Below are 20,154 nucleotides of genomic sequence, written 5' to 3' on the forward strand. Positions count from 1 at the left end.
GTGGTCACCAGACGGCTGGATCGTCTTATTTTTTGTCGGATGTGTCCAGTGTCCCGTGCAGGTGCCTGGGCTTAGGCTCTGGCAGCCAACCCATGATCAATCAACATCACAGGTGCCTGCATGATCCCTAGAACCTTGTTCAGTTCCGAGCATGAACTCTTTCGTGACAGCGTGCGTACGTTCCTTGAAAAAGAGGCTGTGCCTTTCCATGGTGAGTGGGAAAAACAGGGCTTCATCGACCGTCAGTTGTGGAGCAAGGCTGGGGAGGCGGGGATGCTGTGTTCGCACATTCCCGAGGAGTACGGCGGTCTGGGGGCGGATTTTCTCTACAGTGCGGTGGTGATCGAGGAGATCGGCCGTCTGGGGCTGACCGGCATTGGTTTTTCTCTGCATTCAGACATTGTTGCGCCCTACATCCTGCACTACGGCAGTGAGGCGCTGAAGCGCAAATACCTGCCCCGTCTGGTGTCGGGGGATATGGTCACGGCCATTGCCATGACCGAGCCGGGTGCGGGCTCTGACTTGCAAGGGGTGAAGACCACGGCAGTGCTCGACGGCGACGAGTATGTGATCAATGGGTCCAAGACCTTTATTACCAACGGCTACCTGGCGGACCTGGTGATAGTCGTGGCCAAGACCGATCCCAAGGCTGGAGCTAAGGGCACCAGCCTGTTTCTGGTTGAGGCCGATACTCCCGGGTTCTCCAAGGGCAAGCGCCTGGAAAAGGTTGGAATGAAGGCTCAGGACACCTCCGAGCTGTTCTTCCAGGATGTGCGAGTGCCCAAGGAAAATCTGCTGGGGCAGGCTGGGGCAGGCTTTGCCTACTTGATGCAGGAGTTGCCCCAGGAGCGCCTGACCGTGGCGATTGGTGGCCTGGCCAGTGCCGAGGCCGCGTTGCAGTGGACCCTGGAATACACCCGCGAACGCAAGGCCTTTGGCAAGGCAATTGCCGATTTCCAGAATAGCCGCTTCAAGCTGGCTGAAATGGCCACGGAAATTCAGATCGGCCGGGTCTTTGTCGATCGCTGCCTGGAGTTGCATTTGCAGGGCAAACTCGATGTGCCGACGGCGGCCATGGCCAAGTACTGGGGCACCGATCTGCAGTGCAAGGTACTCGATGAGTGCGTGCAACTGCACGGCGGCTACGGCTTCATGTGGGAGTACCCGGTGGCCCGGGCCTGGGCCGATGCGCGGGTGCAGCGCATTTATGCCGGGACCAACGAGATCATGAAGGAAATTATCGCCCGTTCACTGTAGGAACCGGCTTGCAGGCAAATGGTGCGACGTGTCCATTCGTTGGCAAGCCAGCTCCTGTAGACCAGTTAAGGCGCAGGGTTGGGGTGATCCTTGTGGATTGCCTCTATCCCGGCGAGGACTTCTTCCGACAACTTCAAGGTGGCGCTGGCGATGTTGCTGTCCAGCTGTTCCAGTGTGGTGGCGCCGATGATGTTGCTGGTCACGAACGGCTGTTGAGTGACGAAGGCCAAGGCCATCTGTGCCGGGTCCAGACCATGCTCGCGGGCCAGCGCCACATAACGGCTGCAGGCCGCTTCCGACTGAGGGTTGAAGTAGCGGCTGAAGCGGCTGTAGAGGCTCAGTCGAGCCTTGGCTGGTCGGGCGCCTCCCTCGTACTTGCCGGACAGGTAGCCAAAGGCTAATGGAGAGTAAGCCAGCAGGCCGCATTGTTCGCGAATGGCGATTTCCGCCAGGCCCACCTCAAAGCTGCGGTTGAGCAGATTGTAGGGGTTCTGGATCGAAACCGCGCGAGGCCAGCCACGACTTTCGGCCAGGGCGAGGAACTTCATGGTGCCCCAGGGCGTTTCGTTGGACAGGCCGATATGGCGGATCTTGCCGGCCTTGACCTGTTCGTCCAGCGCTTCGAGGGTTTCTTCCAGCGGTGTGAAGTCTTCGTCGGCCTGGTGCCTGTAACCCAGTTGACCGAAGAAGTTGGTGCTGCGCTCGGGCCAGTGCAATTGATAAAGGTCGATCCAGTCGGTCTGCAGGCGCTTGAGGCTGGCATCCACGGCTTCGACTATGTGTTTGCGGTTGTGCTTGAGTTGTTTGTCGCGGATGTAGTCGATGGTGTTGCCTGGGCCGGCGATCTTGCTGGCCAGGATCCAGTCGGCGCGATCGCCGTGTTGCTTGAACCAGTTGCCTATGTAGCGTTCGGTGGTGGCATAGGTTTCGGCCTTGGGTGGCACCGGGTACATTTCGGCGGTGTCGATAAAGTTGATTCCGGCGTTCTTGGCTCGCTCGATTTGAGCGAAGGCTTCAGCCTCGGTGTTCTGCTCGCCCCAAGTCATGGTACCCAGGCAAATCGCACTCACATTCAGATCGGTTCGGCCCAGCTGGCGGTAGTCCATCGGGTACTCCCTTGGCAAAACAATCATAAAAGCAGGTTGAATTTTTTTTCGCAATCTGCATAATTCGGCAGCTCTTTCTGCAGTGGAAGTGATGCGCCGCCTGCCGAAGAATCTTGCCGTATATCAGACGCGCTGACCCGAGCCCCCGATAGCGTCTGTGTCCGGCTGCCTTTGACCTTGTCAAAGTACGCACTATTCAGTAAGATCCGCCGTCTATTTTGCTGGGCGGCCCCTGAGGCTATAAAGAATGAAAACTTTTACTGCTAAACCGGAAACAGTAAAGCGCGACTGGTTCGTCGTCGACGCTGCTGGTCAGACCCTGGGTCGTCTGGCCACCGAAATCGCGAGCCGTCTGCGTGGCAAGCACAAGCCTGAGTACACTCCTCATGTTGATACCGGCGACTACATCGTCGTAATCAATGCCGAGCAGGTACGTGTTACTGGCGCTAAAACCACTGACAAAATGTACTACTCCCACTCCGGTTTCCCGGGCGGCATCAAGTCGATCAACTTCGAAAAGCTGATCGCTAAAGCCCCTGAGCGCGTGATCGAGACCGCGGTAAAAGGCATGCTGCCTAAGAACCCGCTGGGTCGCGACATGTACCGTAAGCTGAAAGTCTATGCGGGCGCTGCTCACCCTCATACTGCTCAGCAGCCCCAAGAACTGAAGATTTAACGGAATAGTTCATTATGTCGGCGACTCAAAATTACGGCACTGGCCGTCGCAAGACTGCAACCGCACGCGTTTTCCTGCGTCCGGGCACTGGCAACATCTCGATCAACAACCGCTCCCTGGATAACTTCTTCGGTCGCGAAACTGCCCGCATGGTAGTTCGTCAGCCGCTGGAGCTGACCGAGACTGTTGAGAAGTTCGATATCTACGTTACCGTTATCGGCGGCGGTGTAAGTGGTCAAGCTGGCGCAATCCGCCACGGTATCACTCGCGCTCTGATGGATTACGACGAAACTCTGCGCAGCGCTCTGCGTAAAGCTGGCTTCGTAACCCGTGACGCACGTGAAGTTGAGCGTAAGAAAGTGGGTCTGCGTAAAGCGCGTAAGCGTCCGCAATACTCCAAGCGTTAATTCGCTACTGCGTTCAAAAGCGCCCAGTCTCCTCGCGGAGCTGGGCGTTTTTTATTGTCTGAAATTTGCGCTGTGACAACTTGCCACATCCGCGCAGGCCCTATACTACAAGGCTTCGGGCTGGGTCGGCTTGGTAATTACCTTGTCAGAATAGGGGCTTTTCATTACCATTCGGCAAAATTTTTATAAGTTCAGATTTTTACTTAGTAGATGCCTGATTTAACAGGCCACAAAGCTGATGGGAGAGGACTGAATGAGCAATGACGGCGTGAATGCAGGCCGGCGTCGCTTCCTAGTAGCAGCCACATCCGTGGTGGGTGCTGCTGGAGCGGTGGGGGCTGCGGTCCCGTTCGTGGGGTCATGGTTTCCCAGTGCCAAGGCGAAAGCCGCAGGTGCACCGGTGAAAGTGAATATCAGCAAGATCGAACCAGGTCAGCAGATGATTGCTGAGTGGCGTGGTCAACCGGTATTCATCGTCCGCCGTACAGAGGAAATCCTGGGGAATCTTAAAAAGATCGAGGGCCAGCTGTCTGACCCTGACTCCAAGAACTCGGTACAACCAACCTACGTCGATCCGGAAGTGCGTTCGATCAAGCCAGAGATTCTGCTGCTGATCGGGATCTGTACTCACCTGGGTTGTTCTCCGACCTTCCGTCCTGAAGTGGCGCCTGCTGATTTGGGCAAGGACTGGGTAGGTGGCTATTTCTGCCCTTGCCACGGCTCCCACTACGACCTGGCTGGTCGCGTCTATAAAGCGCAGCCTGCGCCCCTGAACCTGCCAGTACCCCCGCATTCCTATGAGTCGGATGACATCATCGTCATTGGCGTCGACACGGAGAAAGCGTGATGAGCAAGTTCATGGATTGGGTTGATGCGCGCTTCCCCGCGACCAAGATGTGGGAAGACCATCTCAGCAAGTATTACGCTCCGAAGAACTTCAACTTCTTCTATTTCTTTGGCTCCCTGGCACTGCTGGTTCTGGTTAACCAGATCGTTACTGGTGTCTGGTTGACCATGAGCTACACCCCTTCGGCGGAAGAAGCCTTTGCTTCCGTTGAATACATCATGCGCGATGTCGAGTACGGCGCGATCCTGCGTTTGCTTCACTCCACCGGCGCTTCGGCGTTCTTCATCGTGGTCTATCTGCACATGTTCCGTGGCTTGCTCTACGGTTCCTACCAGAAGCCTCGTGAGCTGGTGTGGCTGTTCGGCATGCTGATCTACCTGGCGCTGATGGCCGAGGCCTTCATGGGCTACCTGCTGCCTTGGGGGCAGATGTCCTACTGGGGTGCCCAGGTGATCATCTCGCTGTTCGGTGCGATCCCCGTTATTGGTGACGACCTGACTCAGTGGATCCGTGGTGATTACCTGATTTCCGGGATTACCCTGAACCGCTTCTTCGCTCTGCACGTGGTAGCCCTGCCGATCGTGATTCTCGGTCTGGTGGTGCTGCACATTCTGGCGTTGCACGAGGTGGGTTCGAATAACCCGGATGGCGTAGACATCAAGAAGAACAAGGATGAGAACGGTATCCCGCTGGATGGCATTCCTTTCCACCCTTACTACACCGTGAAGGATATCGTCGGTGTAGTTGTGTTCCTGTTCATCTTCTGCTCGATCGTGTTTTTCTTCCCTGAGATGGGTGGTTACTTCCTCGAGAAGCCGAACTTCGAACCGGCCAACCCATTCAAGACACCTGAGCATATTGCTCCTGTTTGGTACTTCACTCCGTTCTACGCGATTCTGCGTGCGGTGCCGGACAAGCTCTTGGGTGTTATCGCCATGGGCGCTGCAATTGCGGTCCTGTTCGTGCTGCCTTGGCTCGACCGTAGTCCGGTCAAGTCCATGCGCTATAAAGGCTGGCTGAGCAAGATCTGGCTGCTGGTGTTCTGCGTCTCGTTCGTGATCCTGGGTGTGTTGGGTGTGTTGGCGCCGACTCCAGGCCGTACGCTGTTGTCGCAGGTGTGTACCTTCCTGTACTTCGCCTACTTCATTCTGATGCCGTTCTATACCAGGCTCGAGAAGACCAAACCGGTTCCGGAAAGGGTGACTGGCTGATGAAAAAGCTATTTGCTGTACTGATTCTTGCTGCTATGCCTGTGTTGTCTTTCGCGAATACCGCGGGTCCTGAGTTGGAGAAGGTTGATATCGACCTGTCCGACAAGGCTGCCCTGCAAGATGGTGCGCGTACTTTCGCCAACTACTGCATGGGTTGCCACAGCGCCAAGTTCCAGCGTTATGAGCGGGTCGCCGATGACCTGGGCATTCCTCACGACTTGATGTTGAGCAAGCTGGTTTTCACCGGTGCCAAGATCGGTGACCACATGAACATCGGCATGCAGCCGGCTGATGCCAAGACCTGGTTCGGCGCTGCGCCGCCAGACTTGACCCTGGTGGCTCGCGTTCGTGGTACCGATTGGCTTTATGGCTACCTCAAGTCCTTCTATGAAGATCCTGCGCGCCCTTGGGGCGTGAACAACAAGGTCTTCCCGAACGTTGGTATGCCTAACGTCCTGGTCGGTCTGCAAGGGCGTCAAGTTGTCGGTTGCAAGCAGGTGCAAATCGTTGAAGACGGTAAGAAACAATACGATCCGCTGACTGGTACGCCCCTGACTCACGAGGCGTGCGACCAGCTGACAGTCAAAGAGGGTACCGGTACTCTCAATGAGGCTCAGTTCGACGAGAAGGTCAAGAATCTGGTGACCTTCCTGGCTTACTCGGCCAACCCTGTCAAACTGCAGCACCAGCGCATCGGTACTTACGTGCTCTTGTATCTGGCCTTCTTCTTCGTGTTCGCCTATCTGCTCAAGCGCGAATACTGGAAGGATGTGCATTAATAGCGTTTTAAGCATCAGTTGTTGAACATGCGCGCCTAGGGGCGTCTCTGAAACTGTAACAACCCTGTATCATTCGGGGGTTACCAGAGGCGCCCTGAGGGCGCGCTTGTTTTTTCTGCTTCCGATAATTTCAACAAGCGAGGAGGATCGCCATGGGCGTGACCAATCGGTTGGCCTGTTACTCCGACCCCGCCGACCACTATTCCCACCGGGTGCGCATTGTGCTTGCGGAGAAGGGTGTCAGCGCCGAGATCATCAGTGTGGAGGCGGGGCGTCAGCCGCCGAAACTGATCGAAGTGAACCCTTACGGGAGCTTGCCGACGCTGGTCGATCGGGACCTGGCGTTGTGGGAATCGACAGTGGTGATGGAATACCTGGATGAGCGTTACCCTCATCCTCCATTGCTGCCGGTTTACCCTGTTGCGCGTGCCAACAGTCGCTTGCTGATCCATCGGATCCAGCGTGATTGGTGCGGGCAGGTGGATCTGATTCTGGATTCGCGGACCAAGGAGGCGGTCCGGGTGCAGGCGCGTAAGGAGTTACGCGAAAGTCTGACAGGGGTTTCCCCGCTGTTCGCCGATAAGCCATTTTTCCTCAGTGAGGAACAAAGCCTGGTGGACTGCTGCCTACTGCCCATACTCTGGAGGTTGCCAATCCTGGGTATCGAACTGCCGCGGCAGGCCAAGCCGCTGCTTGATTATATGGACCGCCAATTTGCGCGTGAGGCTTTCCAGGCAAGTTTGTCTGGTGTCGAACGTGATATGCGCTGAGGCTTAAGGAGCCGCTATGAACTCCAGTCGACCTTATCTGGTCCGCGCGCTCTATGAGTGGATTGTGGACAACGATTGCACCCCGCACATGCTGGTCAACTCCGATTACCCGGCTGTACAGGTGCCTCAGGGTTTCGCCAGCGATGGGCAAATTGTTCTGAATATTTCTCCCAGTGCCGTGCGCCATCTGCATATGGATAACGATGCAGTAACTTTCGAGGGGCGCTTCGGCGGTGTGCCTCACAGCCTGCATGTACCGGTTGCTGCGATCCTTGGGATCTATGCGCGCGAGAATGGGCAGGGCATGGTCTTTGATCTGGAATCGCCTCTGGATGAGGAGGACGATATTGAGCCGGATGATGACCTGCCTCCACCGGGCAGTGAGCCGCCGCGACCTAGCGGCCGGCCGAGCCTGAAAGTGGTCAAGTAATAAAAAAGGCGATCCGGATGGATCGCCTTTTTTGTATCTGCTGCAGTGCTTTTTCAGTCGATGTATTCGAACAGCTTAACGATTTTCTGTACGCCGGAGACGCCCTGTACCAAATTGGTGGCTTGGGCGGCTTCCTGTTGGGTCAGCAAGCCCAGCAAGTAGACAATGCCGTTCTCGGTCACCACCTTGATCCGTGAAGCGGGAATGCTGGCGTCGGTGAGCATCTGTGTCTTGATCTTGGTGGTCAGCCAGCCATCGTTCTGCCGTGCCAGGAATCCTGATGGTGGCAGCACCTGCAGTTCGTTATGCACCTTCTTGACTCGCTGTACCTCGCTGGCGGCCTGTTCGGCTGTCGCCTTGAGGTCGGGGCGCGGTGTCTGGCCGGCCAACAGGACGATACCGTTGAAGCTGGTGACGACAATGTGCGAGTTGTTTTCCAGGTCCGGGTTGGCCTTGGCAACGTTGACGGCGACTTTGGTCTCTATCAGCGAATCGTCGATCTTGCTGCCGAAGGTGCGGGTGCCGCGATCGTCATCGATTGGTTTGTCGCGGGTGGCGGTAATCACCGAGCTGCAACCAGTGATGCCGAGGCACAAGGTCAAGGCCAGAAGGCCAAGGCGATTAAGGGTCATTCTTCACTCCCGAACAATTGGCTGTCGATCAAGTCGCAAAGGCAATGGATCGCCAGCAGGTGGACTTCTTGAATACGTGCAGTGACGGTGGCCGGTACGCGAATTTCCACGTCTTCAGGCAGTAGCAGTGAGGCCATGCCGCCGCCGTCGCGACCAGTCAATGCTACGACAATCATTTCACGATCATGTGCGGCCTGGATGGCTTGAATAATGTTCGCCGAGTTGCCGCTGGTGGAAATTGCCAGCAACACATCGCCAGGTTGGCCTAGAGCGCGAATCTGCTTGGAGAAGACTTCGTTGTAGCTGTAGTCGTTGGCAATCGACGTGATGGTCGAGCTGTCGGTGGTCAGGGCGATGGCGGGCAAGCTGGGGCGTTCACGCTCGAAGCGGTTGAGCAACTCGGAGGAGAAGTGCTGGGCGTCGCCGGCGGAGCCACCGTTGCCACAGGAGAGCATTTTGCCCTCATTGAGCAAGGCGTTGACCATGACCTGGCTGGCTTGCTCGATGTGCGGTGCAAGTACGTCCATCGCCTGTTGCTTGGTGTCGATGCTGGCCTGAAAAAGCTGGCGAATTCGGGATTGCATGTCCATCTGTGTGACCTTAAGTGGCGCGGCTTGGTGGCACGTGAATGTGCAGCCCGCAAAGCAAAGAGCAAAAAAGTTGAGTGAAAATGGGTGCGGCCTGAAGGCGTCTTTCAGCTATCAAAGGCATTGCGTAGCCAGTTCAAACGGGCTTCTGCACCCGGGGCGCCTTCAATGGCGACCACGTCGAAACGGCAGGGGTGGTTGGACCAGCATGATTCGCGTTGCAGGAAAATCTGCGCGGCAAGAATCAGTTTTTGACGCTTGCGTCCATCGATACTGCCCAGAGCTCCACCCCATTGCGTGTGTTGTCTGTAGCGGACTTCGACGAATACTACTGTATCGCCGTCAAGCATGACCAGATCAAGCTCGCCGCGTTTGCACAGCCAGTTCTGCGCCAATAGGCGCAGCCCGTGCTGTTGGAGATGCCGGAGTGCTTGGCTCTCGGCATCTCTTCCGCTTTGCTGGCGTGATCCTTGAGTCATTAGCGCGGTGTGTCGGGCAGGCGGGTGACTTGGCCGTTGACGAACTTGGCCCAGGGCAGTTGACGCTCAATGCGCTGACCGGCGGCCATGCCCAGGCTTCCGGATTCGCCTTCGATACGGCTGTCGGGCAGAGCCTTGAGCTGACCCAGGCGTGGCGCCAGGCGATAGGCGTCGACACCCATTGCGTACAGGCGACCGAGGCTGCCTCCAGCTTGTGGCCATTGTGCAGTGACCTGGCGACGCAGAAGGCCGTTGGCATCCAGCAGCCAAGGCGTTTCGCAGAACATTACACCGTTCATGTCGTTGTATTGATTCTGATCGCCGCTGGCGCTGAACACGTTGGAAGTTGCGTACACCGGAACATCGCCAGCGTACTGGAAGTTCAGGGTCGGCTTGATCTGCTGTGCTTGCTGTGGAGTGGAGGCGAGAAAAATGAACTCGATATCCTGGCGGCGCGACGGTTGTGCGGCGACTTGAGTACCTACAGTGCTCTGCAGGCTCTTGGCGCGGCTCTCGCTTTGGCGCAGTCGGAATAGGTCAGCAATTTGCTGAGCTAAGGCGACAGGCTGGTCAACGCGTTCGATGCCGATCACGCTGCCACCGTTGGCTTCCCAATCCTGGCGGAACGCCTTGAGCACGCGATCGCCCCACTCGCCCTTGGGGATCAGTACCGCGGCGCGATGCAGGCCATCGGCGCGGGCACGACGAGAGACTTCACGGGCTTCGTCCTCGGCAGCCAGGCCGAACTGGAACAGTTGCGCCGGGCCTTGTTCGCCTTCGCTGTAGTTCAGTGCGAGGGTGGTAATCGGCAGTTGCGAGCGTGTGGCCAGTTGCTTGACCAATGGTTTTTCCAGGGGGCCGACTACCAGTTGCACGCCTGCGGCCTGGGCTTTGCGATAGAAGTCGTCCAGGGAGCTCAAGCGCGAGCTGTCGTAAAACTCAATGCTGGGCGGCTTTTGTCCTGCTTGCTGAGCCTGGTAGTGAGCGGCCATGAAGCCTTCACGCAGGGCCTTGGAAACCGAAGCCAAGGGACCATCTTGTGGCAGAAGCAGGGCGATTTTCGAAACGGGTTGGCTAGCCAGCTCTTTGAGCTGGGTCAGCGGTTGTGGCAGTTGAATGGCCGCAGGATGCTTTGGGTTCTGCGCGCGCCAGTTATCAATGGCCGACTGTTGCTGCTCCAGAGTGCCGGCGGTCTTGACTGCCAGGGCCAGGCTCAACCATCCGGCCAGGTCATCGTTGCCTGCAGGTTGCAGTTGGTCGGTGGGCAGGGCAGCAATCAGTGCCCAGATGGCCTCATGGTTTTTTGCCGCGGCATCATCTTTCAGCAGGGGGGCGATAAGAATTCGCTGCTTGGCGGCAGAGAGCGTTTGGCCGTCTGCTTCCAGGGCGCGAGCATAAACGGCGCCGGTGCGGATCTGCTGAGTTGCAGGTAGTTCGCTGAGATGCTGCAGGCTCTGATGGCTCAGCGCAGTCAGCGCGGCTTTCGGCTGATTGCGGATCATGGCCAGCTCTGCGGCCAGGGTGCTGGCGAAGATCTGCTGGGCAGGTTTGAGTTGATCCAGCGACACTTGCTGAAGGATTTGTCCGGCGCGTCCTGCGTTGCCCTGGCGATATGCCAGGTCTGCAGCGCTCAAGCGCAGCAGGGCTGCCTTGTCCGGGCTTTTGCTGGTGGCGGCCTGTTCGAGCAATTGCTCGATGCTGGCATCCGGTGTCCGTGGAAGTTCGCCAAGGCTGGAAGAGGGCGAGCTGGCGCAAGCCACCAAAAGGGTAGCCAGGCAGAGGGCAAGAAACAGCCGCAGGCAAGCGATCATGTAAGTGTTCCTGATACTCGATCAAATGAGCGTGGAATTGTACCCAAGCGCTGGCCGGGGCGCGATGTTGCTGGTGATAAACCGTCTATTTAGCTGGTGCAAATGTTGCCGTGGTGCCTAAAAGGCCCCAAAGGGCTGGGTTGTTGAGTGATCGTCAGGCGTATTGATAGGGCTTCAACGCGTTACAATGGTGCTTTTGTCGATCTAGAGGTGTGCCCTTTGACTGCTCCAGGTGCTTTGAATACCGCTGCTGGTTCGCTTTATGTGGTGGCGACGCCCATCGGCAACCTGGACGACATCAGTGCCCGGGCCCTTAAGTTGTTGCGCGAAGTGTCTTTGATCGCTGCCGAGGATACCCGGCACTCTCAGCGCCTCATGCAGCACTTTGGCATTTCCACGCCCTTGGCGGCTTGCCATGAGCATAACGAGCGTGATGAAGGCTCTCGTTTCATTACTCGTTTATTGGCGGGTGATGATGTCGCCTTGATTTCCGATGCCGGCACGCCGCTGATTTCCGACCCGGGTTATCACTTGGTACGGCAGGCTCGAGCTGCAGGCATCAATGTGGTTCCTGTGCCGGGGGCTTGTGCATTGATCGCGGCACTGTCGGCGGCAGGTTTGCCGTCGGATCGGTTTATCTTCGAGGGTTTTCTGCCGGCCAAGGCCGTTGGGCGGCGTGGGCGCCTGGAGTTGGTCAAGGAAGAGCCCCGCACGTTGATTTTTTATGAGGCGCCGCATCGCATTCTTGAGTGTCTGCAAGACATGGAAGCGGTATTCGGTGGTGAGCGGCCGGCACTGTTGGCTCGAGAGCTGACCAAGACCTTTGAGACCCTCAAGGGGCTGCCTCTTTCCGAATTGCGCCAGTTCGTAGAGGCTGACAGCAACCAGCAGCGTGGTGAGTGCGTGGTGCTGGTGGCGGGATGGACTGCACCGGAAAGTGATGAAGCAATCAGTAGTGAGTCGATGCGCATTCTTGATCTGTTGCTTAAGGAGATGCCTCTCAAAAGGGCGGCGGCGCTGGCAGCCGAGATCACGGGTGAGCGCAAGAATGTCCTGTATCAGGTAGCACTGAATAAGCAGAAAGAACAATAAATTGCGTGGCAGGGTGGCCAAAGGCTTTTAGCGCTTGTTCTTGGGGCGCTCTGCCGTTAACCTGCGCGGCGGAGAGTCGATTGGACAGTCGCTGCCCTCTATGAAAATTAGAGGGGGGAGGAAAGTCCGGGCTCCATAGGGCGGAGTGCCAGGTAATGCCTGGGGGGCGTGAGTCTACGGAAAGTGCCACAGAAAATAACCGCCTAAGCACTTCGGTGCCGGTAAGGGTGAAAAGGTGCGGTAAGAGCGCACCGCACGTCTGGTAACAGTTCGTGGCTAGGTAAACCCCACTCGGAGCAAGACCAAATAGGGTTCCAAGGCGTGGCCCGCGCTGGAACCGGGTAGGTTGCTAAAGATGTCCAGTGATGGCCATCGTAGAGGAATGACTGTCCTCGACAGAACCCGGCTTACAGATCGACTCTCCACCTTTTCCCTCCCTGCTTGAATCAATAGCAGAAGCGTTTCTGTAATACCGAAAAAATCTTACTCTTAATAAATTACTTTAACTTCATGCTGCAGCTTATTGAGCTGTTTGAAGTTGATGCCCTGGAATGCCCTCCGAATTCTCGTTATCTCTCCTCTTAGTCTCCTAAATCTCCGTTCTATAAGGCTTTTCCGTCGCTGCGCGCCTTGACGGTGGTGTGGGCGCATTCCTATAGTGTGCGCAAGTGGCAGAAAGTGGCATGAAGTGGGTTTTTTGAGCGCAAAACGCTAAAATTTGGAGAAACGCTGACGTGTTTCGCGGAGCTAACGCTATCAGTCTCGATGCGAAGGGCCGTCTCGCCATGCCGAGCCGGTATCGTGACGAGCTCGTTTCGCGAAGTTCCGGGCAATTAATCGTCACTATCGACGCTGTTGATCCTTGTTTGTGTGTTTACCCCCTCGATGAGTGGGAGCTGATAGAAACCAAACTGCGCGCATTGCCTTCGCTTCGCGAAGAAAACCGTCGTTTGCAGCGTTTGCTGATTGGTAATGCCGTCGATCTTGAACTCGATGGCAGTGGTCGTTTTCTGGTGCCGCCGCGCCTGCGTGAATATGCCAAGTTGGATAAGCGCGCGATGCTGGTGGGCCAACTGAACAAGTTCCAATTGTGGGACGAGGATGCCTGGGATGCTGTTTCGGCGGCTGACCTGGCGGCTATTCAACAACCGGGCGCGATGCCTGATGAACTGCGTGATTTGATCCTGTGACTATTGATAGCGGCTTTAACCACATCACCGTGCTGCTTGACGAAGCCGTCGAGGCTCTCGCCGTGCGCCCTGATGGCTGCTATCTGGATGGCACCTTCGGCCGTGGCGGGCATAGCCGCTTGATTCTCAGCAAGCTCGGAACGGAGGGCCGGCTCCTCGGATTCGATAAGGACCCCCAAGCGATTGCCACCGGGCAAGCGCTAGCGGCCGAAGACGGCCGCTTTGTCGTTGTACAGCGCAGTTTTGCCGAGTTGGGTTCGGAGGTCGCGGAGCGCGGCCTGGCAGGCAAGGTCAGTGGTGTTCTGCTGGATCTTGGTGTGTCTTCGCCACAGCTGGACGATCCTGAGCGCGGCTTCAGCTTTCTCAATGATGGCCCTCTGGACATGCGCATGGACCCGACTCGTGGCATCAGCGCTGCGCAGTTCATTGCCACCGCGCCCGTCGAGGAAATTGCCCGTGTGTTCAAGGAGTACGGCGAAGAGCGCTTCTCCGGGCGCATGGCGCGGGCCGTGGTCGAGCGTCGTGAAATCCAGCCCTTCGAACGCACCGCCGATCTGGCCGAAGTGTTGAAAGTCGCCAATCCTGCCTGGGAGAAGGGCAAGAATCCTGCTACCCGGGCTTTCCAGGGATTGCGCATCCATGTGAATAACGAACTGGGCGATCTTGAGGCCGGCCTTGAAGCGGCGCTGGAGTCGCTGGAAGTGGGTGGTCGCCTGGTGGTGATCAGCTTCCACTCCCTGGAAGATCGCATCGTCAAATTGTTCATGCGACGCCTGGTGAAGGGCGAGTCCGACAATCTGCCGCGCAACCTGCCGGTACGTTTCGAAGCCTTCGTGCCGAAAATCAAGATTCATGGCAAAGCGCAGTTCGCCTCCGAGGCCGAGCTCAAAGCCAATCCCCGTTCCCGTAGTGCGGTCATGCGTGTTGCGGAGAAGCTTCGGTGAGCAAGCTCTTCGCCAAGCCTCTTCCAGGCGGAAGCTTTTTCATGCTTCTGCTATTCGTTGGCGTTTTGGTCTCCGCGATTGCGGTTACCTACAGCGCCCACTGGAATCGCCAGTTACTCAATACGCTGTATGGCGAGTTGAGCGTACGCGACAAGGCCCAGGCCGAATGGGGACGGTTGATTCTCGAGCAAAGCACCTGGACCGCTCATAGCCGGATCGAAGTGCTGGCCACCGAACAGCTGAAGATGCATATCCCTGGCGCGGCTGAAGTCCGCATGGTGGCGCCATGAAACTTGAAGGCGCTCTCTACCCCTGGCGTTTCCGTGTGGTGCTGGGTCTGCTGGCGATCATGGTGTCGGCGATTGGCTGGCGCATTATCGATCTGCAGGTGGTCGACCGTGACTTCCTCAAGGGGCAGGGCGATGCGCGCAGTGTCCGGCACATCCCTATTCCCGCTCACCGTGGCCTGATCACCGACCGCAATGGCGAGCCTCTGGCCGTGAGTACGCCAGTGACCACGCTTTGGGCCAATGCCAAGGAAATGCAGTTGGCCAAGGACCGCTGGCCAGCATTGGCCATGGCTCTTGGTCAGGACCCCAAGGCGTTGGCCGAGCGTCTTGAAGCTCAGGCCAATAAAGAATTCATCTATCTGGTCCGGGGCCTGACTCCGGAGCAGGGCCAGGCGGTGCTTGATCTGAAGGTGCCGGGCGTCTATGGCATTGAGGAGTTCCGGCGCTTCTATCCGGCCGGCGAAGTGACCGCGCACATGGTTGGTTTTACCGACATTGACGACCGTGGCCGCGAAGGGGTCGAGCTGGCCTATGACGAATGGCTCGCCGGTGTTCCCGGCAAGCGCCAGGTGATCAAGGACCGGCGCGGCAGATTGATCAAGGATGTCCAGGTCACCAAGAACGCCAAGGCCGGCAAGCCCTTGGCGTTGTCGATTGATCTGCGCCTGCAGTACCTGGCCAACCGTGAGCTGCGCAATGCCATTGTCGAAAACGGCGCCAAGGCCGGCAGCCTGGTGATCATGGACGTGAAGACCGGCGAGATCCTGGCCATGGTCAACCAGCCGACCTACAACCCGAACAACCGCCGCAACTTGCAGCCGGCGATGATGCGTAACCGCGCGATGATCGACGTGTTCGAGCCTGGCTCGACCATGAAGGCGATCTCCATGAGTGCCGCTCTGGAAACCGGGCGCTGGAAGCCCAGCGATACTGTCGAGGTCTATCCGGGCACCCTGCAATTGGGTAAATACACCATTCGTGACGTGTCGAAGACCGAAGGGCCGGTGCTCGATCTGACCGGCATCCTGATCAACTCCAGTAACGTCGGCATGAGCAAGATCGCCTTCGATATCGGTGGTGAAGCCATTTTTCGTCTGGCACAGAAGATTGGCCTGGGTCAGGACACCGGCCTAGGCTTCCCTGGCGAGCGAGTCGGCAACCTGCCGAACTACCGTGAGTGGCGCAAGGCTGAAACCGCGACCCTGTCTTATGGCTACGGCCTCTCGGTGACCGCGATCCAGCTGGTCCACGCGTTTTCCGCGTTGGCCAACAATGGTCGGATCGCTCCACTGACGCTGATCAAATCCGACAAGACCCCGCAAACCGCCCAGGTGATTCCGGAAAACGTCGCCAAGACCATGCAGGGCATGCTGCAGCAGGTGATCGAGGCGCCCCGTGGCGTGTTCCGTGCCCAGGTTCCGGCCTATCACGTGGCTGGCAAGAGCGGTACCGCGCGCAAGACTTCGGTCGGCACCAAAGGCTATGCCGAGAATTCCTATCGTTCGCTGTTTGCCGGTTTCGGTCCGATGAGCGATCCGCGTTATGCCATCGTGGTGGTGATCGACGAGCCGAGCAAGGCCGGTTACTTCGGTGGTCTGGTATCGGCTCCGGTGTTCAGCAAAGTGATGTCCGGCACCCTGCGCCTGATGAACATCACTCCGGATAATCTGCCGGCCACGCAACAGGCCAATGCGGTGCCCGGTACCCCAGTACGAGCTAATGGAGGGCGCGGCTAATGTCTCTTAGCCTGAACAAGATTTTCGCCCACGCTGGTCGCGATCTGCTGATCCGCGAGTTGACGCTGGACAGCCGCAATGTACGTGCCGGTGATTTGTTCCTGGCGGTACCCGGCGCCAAGTTTGACGGTCGTGCGCATATTGCCGACGCCTTGCAGCGCGGTGCTGCTGCAGTGGCCTATGAGGTGGAAGGCGCAACCGTATTGCCGCTGACTGATGTGCCGCTGATTCCAGTCAAGGGCCTGGCGGCGCAGCTGTCGGATATTGCCGGACGCTTTTATGGTGATCCAAGCCGCCAACTGAATCTGCTGGGCGTGACCGGTACCAACGGCAAGACCAGTGTTACCCAGTTGGTCGCCCAAGCGCTGGATCTGTTGGGCCAGCGTTGTGGTTTGGTGGGCACGCTGGGCACTGGCTTCTATGGCGCGCTGGAAAGTGGCTTGCACACCACGCCTAACCCTATCGCTGTGCAGGCGAGCCTGGCTGACCTGAAAAACGCCGGCGCCAAGGCGGTGGCCATGGAGGTCTCGTCCCATGGCCTGGATCAGGGGCGCGTGGCGGCCCTGGCATTCGATGTTGCGGTGCTGACCAATCTGTCCCGTGACCATCTGGATTACCACGGAACCATGCAAGCCTATGGCGCAGCCAAGGCGAAGCTCTTCAACTGGACTGACCTGCGTTGCCGGGTGATCAATCTCGATGATGAGTTCGGCCGGCAGCTGGCAGCGGACAAGCACGAGTCACGGCTGATTACTTACAGTCTCGAGGATGCCTCTGCTTATCTGTATTGCCGTGAGGCGACCTTCGACGACGACGGCGTTCGCGCAACCCTGGTGACTCCGCAGGGCGAGCACCATCTGCGCAGCGCTCTGCTCGGGCGCTTCAACCTGAGCAATGTGCTGGCTGCGGTCGGTGCTTTGCTGGGCCTGGAGTATGCACTGGACGAAATTCTCGCCGTGCTGCCCAAGCTCGAAGGTCCTGCCGGACGCATGCAACGCCTGGGTGGTGGTACTCAGCCCCTGGTGGTCGTGGATTACGCCCACACTCCGGATGCCCTGGAAAAAGTATTGCTGGCCCTGCGCCCTCACGCCAAGGGGCGTCTGCTCTGCCTGTTCGGCTGCGGCGGTGACCGCGATCGTGGCAAGCGTCCGCTGATGGCCGAGGTGGTAGAGCGCCTGGCAGATGGTGTGCTGGTCACCGATGACAACCCACGCAGCGAAGACCCTGCGCAGATCTTCGACGACATCCGTGCTGGTTTCAGCGCGGTAGACAAGGTCGATTTTGTTGCCGGTCGTGGCCTCGCCATTGCTCGAATGATCGCCGCCGCATCGGCAGACGATGTGGTGGTTCTGGCGGGTAAGGGCCATGAGGATTATCAGGAGATCAATGGCCAGCGCCATGACTTCTCCGACCTTGCTGAAGCCGACAAGGCCTTGACCGCATGGGAGGTGGCACATGCTTAAAGCCTTGCTGCTCAGTGAAGTATCGGCCCCATTGGATGCCCGCTTGATCGCGGGCGACGTGCGTTTCAGTGGTGTCAGTATCGATAGTCGGGCGATTCAGGCGGGCCAGTTGTTCGTTGCCTTGACGGGCCCCCGTTTTGACGGCCATGACTACTTGAACGAAGTGGCAGGCAAAGGTGCCGTAGCCGCGTTGGTTGAACGTGAAGTTCCCGACAGCACCCTGCCTCAGTTGCTGGTCAAGGATACCCGTCTGGCCCTCGGCCAATTGGGCGCTCTGAATCGTGGCGCCTTTACCCAGCCGGTGGCTGCGGTGACGGGTTCCAGCGGCAAGACCACGGTCAAGGAGATGCTGGCCAGCATCCTGCGTACCCGTGGTCCAGTGCTGGCAACCCGGGGCAACCTGAACAATGATCTGGGCGCGCCGCTGACACTGCTGGAGCTGGCCCCCGAACATACCGCTGCGGTGATCGAGCTGGGTGCGTCACGCATCGGCGAAATCGCCTACACCGTAGCCATGACTCGCCCCCATGTGGCGATCATCAATAATGCAGGTACCGCTCACGTCGGTGAGTTCGGCGGGCCGGAGAAAATCGTCGAAGCCAAGGGCGAGATTCTCGAGGGGCTCGATAGCGCCGGGATCGCGGTGCTCAATCTGGACGACAAGGCCTTCCCAATCTGGAAGACCCGAGCCGCCGGTCGCCAGGTGCTGAGCTTTGCCCTGGACAACAGCGCAGCAGATTTCCATGCCTCGGATATCGGTCGTGATGCCCGTGGTTGCCCGTCCTTCACATTGCACAGCCCAAAGGGCGTGGATAGGGTGCAACTGAACCTGCTTGGCACCCATAACGTGGCCAACGCCCTGGCTGCTGCCGCCGCAGCCCATGCCATGGGCGTCTCGCTGTTCGGCATCGTCACTGGCCTGAACGCTGTGCAGCCGGTCAAGGGCCGCACCGTTGCCCAACTGGCCAAGAACGGCCTGCGGGTGATCGATGACACTTACAACGCAAACCCCACCTCAATGTGTGCCGCCGTTGATATACTCGCCGGCTTTTCCGGCCGCACCGTCCTGGTGCTCGGAGACATTGGCGAGTTGGGCGAGTGGGCGGAGCAGGGGCACCGCGAAGTAGGTGCATATGCCGCTGGCAAGGTTTCGGCCCTCTACGCCTTAGGCCCGATGATGGCTCATGCCGTTGCCGCCTTCGGCGAACACGCGCGCCACTTCGCCAGCCAGGCTGATCTGATTGCCGCCCTGAACGTCGAGCAAGACCCAAATACCACCATTTTGATCAAGGGATCGCGCAGCGCGGTGATGGAAAACATCGTCGCGGCTTTGTGCGGCTCGAGCACGGAGAAACATTGATGCTGCTGCTGCTAGCGGAGTACCTGCAACAGTTCTACAAAGGCTTCGCGGTCTTTCAGTACCTGACCCTGCGCGGGATTCTCGGGGTACTGACTGCGTTGTCTTTGGCGCTGTGCCTGGGTCCGTGGATGATCCGTACTCTGCAAAACCGGCAGATCGGCCAGGCCGTGCGTAATGACGGTCCGCAGTCCCACCTTTCCAAGTCCGGTACACCGACCATGGGGGGCGCGCTGATTCTTTCCGCCATCGGTATCAGCACCCTGCTCTGGGCCGACCTGCGCAACCACTATGTGTGGGTAGTGCTGGTGGTCACCCTGGCGTTTGGCGCCATCGGTTGGGTCGATGACTACCGCAAGGTGATCGAGAAGAACTCCCGTGGCCTGCCGAGTCGCTGGAAGTATTTCTGGCAGTCGGTGTTCGGCCTGGGCGCTGCGATCTTCCTTTATATGACCGCACAGAGTCCGGTGGAAACCACCCTGCTGATTCCGATGCTCAAGGACGTGAGTATTCCTCTGGGCATCGGTTTCGTGGTCCTGACCTACTTCGTCATCGTCGGTTCGAGTAACGCGGTCAACCTGACCGACGGCCTCGATGGCCTGGCGATCATGCCGACCGTGATGGTTGGCGGCGCGCTGGGGATCTTCTGCTACCTGTCGGGTAACGTGAAGTTCGCCGAATACCTGCTGATTCCTTACGTACCAGGAGCGGGCGAGCTGATCGTCTTCTGCGGTGCGCTGATCGGTGCCGGCCTGGGTTTCTTGTGGTTCAACACCTATCCGGCACAAGTCTTCATGGGCGACGTCGGCGCACTGGCGCTGGGCGCGGCCCTGGGCACCATTGCGGTGATCGTCCGTCAGGAAATCGTCCTGTTCATCATGGGCGGCGTGTTCGTGATGGAGACCCTGTCGGTGGTGATCCAGGTCGCTTCCTTCAAATTGACCGGTCGCCGTGTGTTCCGCATGGCACCGATCCACCACCACTTTGAACTCAAGGGCTGGCCCGAGCCTCGCGTGATTGTCCGCTTCTGGATCATCACCGTGATCCTCGTGTTGATCGGCCTTGCCACCCTGAAGCTGAGGTAGAACGA

General features: G+C 58.2%; 21 protein-coding genes and 1 other RNA gene. 17 read left to right on the forward strand and 5 right to left on the reverse strand.

The features are described 5' to 3' along the window. Positions 1-120: 120 nt before the first annotated feature. On the forward strand, positions 121-1,257 hold the full coding sequence (locus tag J5M73_RS18485; RefSeq protein ID WP_102860306.1) for an acyl-CoA dehydrogenase family protein: 1,137 nt from the start codon (positions 121-123) through the stop codon (positions 1,255-1,257). A gap of 65 nt (positions 1,258-1,322) precedes the next feature. On the opposite strand, the gene J5M73_RS18490 is transcribed toward J5M73_RS18485, so the two are convergent. Continuing rightward, on the reverse strand, positions 1,323-2,363 hold the full coding sequence (locus J5M73_RS18490) for an NADP(H)-dependent aldo-keto reductase (RefSeq protein ID WP_102860307.1): 1,041 nt from the start codon (positions 2,361-2,363) through the stop codon (positions 1,323-1,325). Positions 2,364-2,610: 247 nt separating this feature from the next. Here J5M73_RS18490 and rplM point away from each other — a divergent pair, with 247 nt between their 5' ends. From rplM to J5M73_RS18525, 7 genes are all read left to right on the forward strand, one after another. After that, positions 2,611-3,039, forward strand: coding sequence for a 50S ribosomal protein L13 (rplM, locus tag J5M73_RS18495; protein ID WP_007928449.1), 429 nt, complete (start codon positions 2,611-2,613; stop codon positions 3,037-3,039). 14 nt (positions 3,040-3,053) lie between these two features. Continuing rightward, positions 3,054-3,446 (forward strand): 30S ribosomal protein S9, encoded by a 393-nt coding sequence (gene rpsI, locus J5M73_RS18500; protein ID WP_003228056.1) that lies wholly within the window; start codon positions 3,054-3,056, stop codon positions 3,444-3,446. Between the two features lie 253 nt (positions 3,447-3,699). Continuing rightward, entirely contained in the window at positions 3,700-4,293 is a 594-nt protein-coding gene (gene petA / locus J5M73_RS18505) for a ubiquinol-cytochrome c reductase iron-sulfur subunit (protein WP_102860308.1), read from the forward strand. Next, a complete protein-coding gene (locus J5M73_RS18510; protein WP_102860309.1) occupies positions 4,293-5,504 on the forward strand; it encodes a cytochrome bc complex cytochrome b subunit in 1,212 nt (403 codons plus the stop codon). Before petA ends, J5M73_RS18510 begins: the two co-directional genes overlap by 1 nt. Beyond that, on the forward strand, positions 5,504-6,283 hold the full coding sequence (locus J5M73_RS18515; RefSeq protein ID WP_102860310.1) for a cytochrome c1: 780 nt from the start codon (positions 5,504-5,506) through the stop codon (positions 6,281-6,283). The genes J5M73_RS18510 and J5M73_RS18515 overlap by 1 nt, the downstream gene beginning before the upstream one ends. A 152-nt stretch (positions 6,284-6,435) precedes the next feature. After that, a complete protein-coding gene (locus J5M73_RS18520) occupies positions 6,436-7,053 on the forward strand; it encodes a glutathione S-transferase N-terminal domain-containing protein (RefSeq protein ID WP_102860311.1) in 618 nt (205 codons plus the stop codon). Positions 7,054-7,069: 16 nt separating this feature from the next. Beyond that, positions 7,070-7,483 (forward strand): ClpXP protease specificity-enhancing factor, encoded by a 414-nt coding sequence (locus tag J5M73_RS18525; protein WP_102860312.1) that lies wholly within the window; start codon positions 7,070-7,072, stop codon positions 7,481-7,483. A 53-nt stretch (positions 7,484-7,536) separates the two neighbouring features. Here J5M73_RS18525 and J5M73_RS18530 read toward each other — a convergent pair whose 3' ends face one another. The 4 genes from J5M73_RS18530 to J5M73_RS18545 all read right to left on the reverse strand — a co-directional run bounded on the left by J5M73_RS18530 (position 7,537) and on the right by J5M73_RS18545 (position 10,992). Then, entirely contained in the window at positions 7,537-8,115 is a 579-nt protein-coding gene (locus J5M73_RS18530) for a BON domain-containing protein (RefSeq protein ID WP_102860313.1), read from the reverse strand. After that, positions 8,112-8,705: a phosphoheptose isomerase gene (locus J5M73_RS18535; protein ID WP_015636934.1), complete on the reverse strand. Its 594-nt coding sequence runs from the start codon at positions 8,703-8,705 to the stop codon at positions 8,112-8,114. Before J5M73_RS18535 ends, J5M73_RS18530 begins: the two co-directional genes overlap by 4 nt. 104 nt (positions 8,706-8,809) lie before the next feature. Further along, positions 8,810-9,181, reverse strand: a complete 372-nt coding sequence (locus J5M73_RS18540; RefSeq protein WP_102860314.1) for a YraN family protein — start codon at positions 9,179-9,181, stop codon at positions 8,810-8,812. Then, a complete protein-coding gene (locus J5M73_RS18545) occupies positions 9,181-10,992 on the reverse strand; it encodes a penicillin-binding protein activator (protein WP_102860315.1) in 1,812 nt (603 codons plus the stop codon). Before J5M73_RS18545 ends, J5M73_RS18540 begins: the two co-directional genes overlap by 1 nt. A gap of 237 nt (positions 10,993-11,229) precedes the next feature. Between J5M73_RS18545 and rsmI the strand changes: the two genes are divergently transcribed. The 9 genes from rsmI (at position 11,230) to mraY (ending at position 20,149) form a co-directional block, all read left to right on the forward strand. Continuing rightward, entirely contained in the window at positions 11,230-12,084 is an 855-nt protein-coding gene (gene rsmI, locus J5M73_RS18550) for a 16S rRNA (cytidine(1402)-2'-O)-methyltransferase (protein ID WP_180988441.1), read from the forward strand. Positions 12,085-12,156: 72 nt separating this feature from the next. After that, positions 12,157-12,510: RNase P RNA component class A (rnpB, locus tag J5M73_RS18555), an RNA gene on the forward strand. Between the two features lie 308 nt (positions 12,511-12,818). After that, complete coding sequence (mraZ, locus tag J5M73_RS18560) at positions 12,819-13,274, forward strand: division/cell wall cluster transcriptional repressor MraZ (protein WP_019693566.1); 456 nt, start codon at positions 12,819-12,821, stop codon at positions 13,272-13,274. Between the two features lie 2 nt (positions 13,275-13,276). After that, positions 13,277-14,218: a 16S rRNA (cytosine(1402)-N(4))-methyltransferase RsmH gene (gene rsmH, locus J5M73_RS18565; protein WP_102860989.1), complete on the forward strand. Its 942-nt coding sequence runs from the start codon at positions 13,277-13,279 to the stop codon at positions 14,216-14,218. Continuing rightward, entirely contained in the window at positions 14,215-14,508 is a 294-nt protein-coding gene (gene ftsL / locus J5M73_RS18570; protein ID WP_102860317.1) for a cell division protein FtsL, read from the forward strand. Before rsmH ends, ftsL begins: the two co-directional genes overlap by 4 nt. Further along, on the forward strand, positions 14,505-16,244 hold the full coding sequence (locus J5M73_RS18575; RefSeq protein ID WP_102860318.1) for a penicillin-binding protein 2: 1,740 nt from the start codon (positions 14,505-14,507) through the stop codon (positions 16,242-16,244). Before ftsL ends, J5M73_RS18575 begins: the two co-directional genes overlap by 4 nt. Further along, a complete protein-coding gene (locus tag J5M73_RS18580; protein WP_102860319.1) occupies positions 16,244-17,707 on the forward strand; it encodes a UDP-N-acetylmuramoyl-L-alanyl-D-glutamate--2,6-diaminopimelate ligase in 1,464 nt (487 codons plus the stop codon). Before J5M73_RS18575 ends, J5M73_RS18580 begins: the two co-directional genes overlap by 1 nt. After that, the gene (gene murF, locus J5M73_RS18585; protein WP_207815956.1) at positions 17,700-19,067 is read left to right on the forward strand and encodes a UDP-N-acetylmuramoyl-tripeptide--D-alanyl-D-alanine ligase; all 1,368 of its coding nucleotides are present in this window, start codon (positions 17,700-17,702) and stop codon (positions 19,065-19,067) included. The genes J5M73_RS18580 and murF overlap by 8 nt, the downstream gene beginning before the upstream one ends. Beyond that, positions 19,067-20,149, forward strand: a complete 1,083-nt coding sequence (gene mraY / locus J5M73_RS18590) for a phospho-N-acetylmuramoyl-pentapeptide-transferase (RefSeq protein ID WP_102860321.1) — start codon at positions 19,067-19,069, stop codon at positions 20,147-20,149. The genes murF and mraY overlap by 1 nt, the downstream gene beginning before the upstream one ends. Positions 20,150-20,154 lie beyond the last annotated feature (5 nt).

It is taken from the genome of Pseudomonas sp. 50_B, assembly GCF_017491625.1.
GTDB lineage: Bacteria > Pseudomonadota > Gammaproteobacteria > Pseudomonadales > Pseudomonadaceae > Aquipseudomonas > Aquipseudomonas danubii.

What these genes read in the sequence shown, in the direction of transcription:
- J5M73_RS18485 (WP_102860306.1), top strand. Translation starts at nt 121, where the DNA reads ATGATCCCTAGAACCTTGTTCAGTTCCGAGCATGAACTCTTTCGTGAC.
- J5M73_RS18490 (WP_102860307.1), bottom strand. Translation starts at nt 2,363, where the DNA reads ATGGACTACCGCCAGCTGGGCCGAACCGATCTGAATGTGAGTGCGATT.
- rplM (WP_007928449.1), top strand. Translation starts at nt 2,611, where the DNA reads ATGAAAACTTTTACTGCTAAACCGGAAACAGTAAAGCGCGACTGGTTC.
- rpsI (WP_003228056.1), top strand. Translation starts at nt 3,054, where the DNA reads ATGTCGGCGACTCAAAATTACGGCACTGGCCGTCGCAAGACTGCAACC.
- petA (WP_102860308.1), top strand. Translation starts at nt 3,700, where the DNA reads ATGAGCAATGACGGCGTGAATGCAGGCCGGCGTCGCTTCCTAGTAGCA.
- J5M73_RS18510 (WP_102860309.1), top strand. Translation starts at nt 4,293, where the DNA reads ATGAGCAAGTTCATGGATTGGGTTGATGCGCGCTTCCCCGCGACCAAG.
- J5M73_RS18515 (WP_102860310.1), top strand. Translation starts at nt 5,504, where the DNA reads ATGAAAAAGCTATTTGCTGTACTGATTCTTGCTGCTATGCCTGTGTTG.
- J5M73_RS18520 (WP_102860311.1), top strand. Translation starts at nt 6,436, where the DNA reads ATGGGCGTGACCAATCGGTTGGCCTGTTACTCCGACCCCGCCGACCAC.
- J5M73_RS18525 (WP_102860312.1), top strand. Translation starts at nt 7,070, where the DNA reads ATGAACTCCAGTCGACCTTATCTGGTCCGCGCGCTCTATGAGTGGATT.
- J5M73_RS18530 (WP_102860313.1), bottom strand. Translation starts at nt 8,115, where the DNA reads ATGACCCTTAATCGCCTTGGCCTTCTGGCCTTGACCTTGTGCCTCGGC.
- J5M73_RS18535 (WP_015636934.1), bottom strand. Translation starts at nt 8,705, where the DNA reads ATGGACATGCAATCCCGAATTCGCCAGCTTTTTCAGGCCAGCATCGAC.
- J5M73_RS18540 (WP_102860314.1), bottom strand. Translation starts at nt 9,181, where the DNA reads ATGACTCAAGGATCACGCCAGCAAAGCGGAAGAGATGCCGAGAGCCAA.
- J5M73_RS18545 (WP_102860315.1), bottom strand. Translation starts at nt 10,992, where the DNA reads ATGATCGCTTGCCTGCGGCTGTTTCTTGCCCTCTGCCTGGCTACCCTT.
- J5M73_RS18575 (WP_102860318.1), top strand. Translation starts at nt 14,505, where the DNA reads ATGAAACTTGAAGGCGCTCTCTACCCCTGGCGTTTCCGTGTGGTGCTG.
- J5M73_RS18580 (WP_102860319.1), top strand. Translation starts at nt 16,244, where the DNA reads ATGTCTCTTAGCCTGAACAAGATTTTCGCCCACGCTGGTCGCGATCTG.
- murF (WP_207815956.1), top strand. Translation starts at nt 17,700, where the DNA reads ATGCTTAAAGCCTTGCTGCTCAGTGAAGTATCGGCCCCATTGGATGCC.
- mraY (WP_102860321.1), top strand. Translation starts at nt 19,067, where the DNA reads ATGCTGCTGCTGCTAGCGGAGTACCTGCAACAGTTCTACAAAGGCTTC.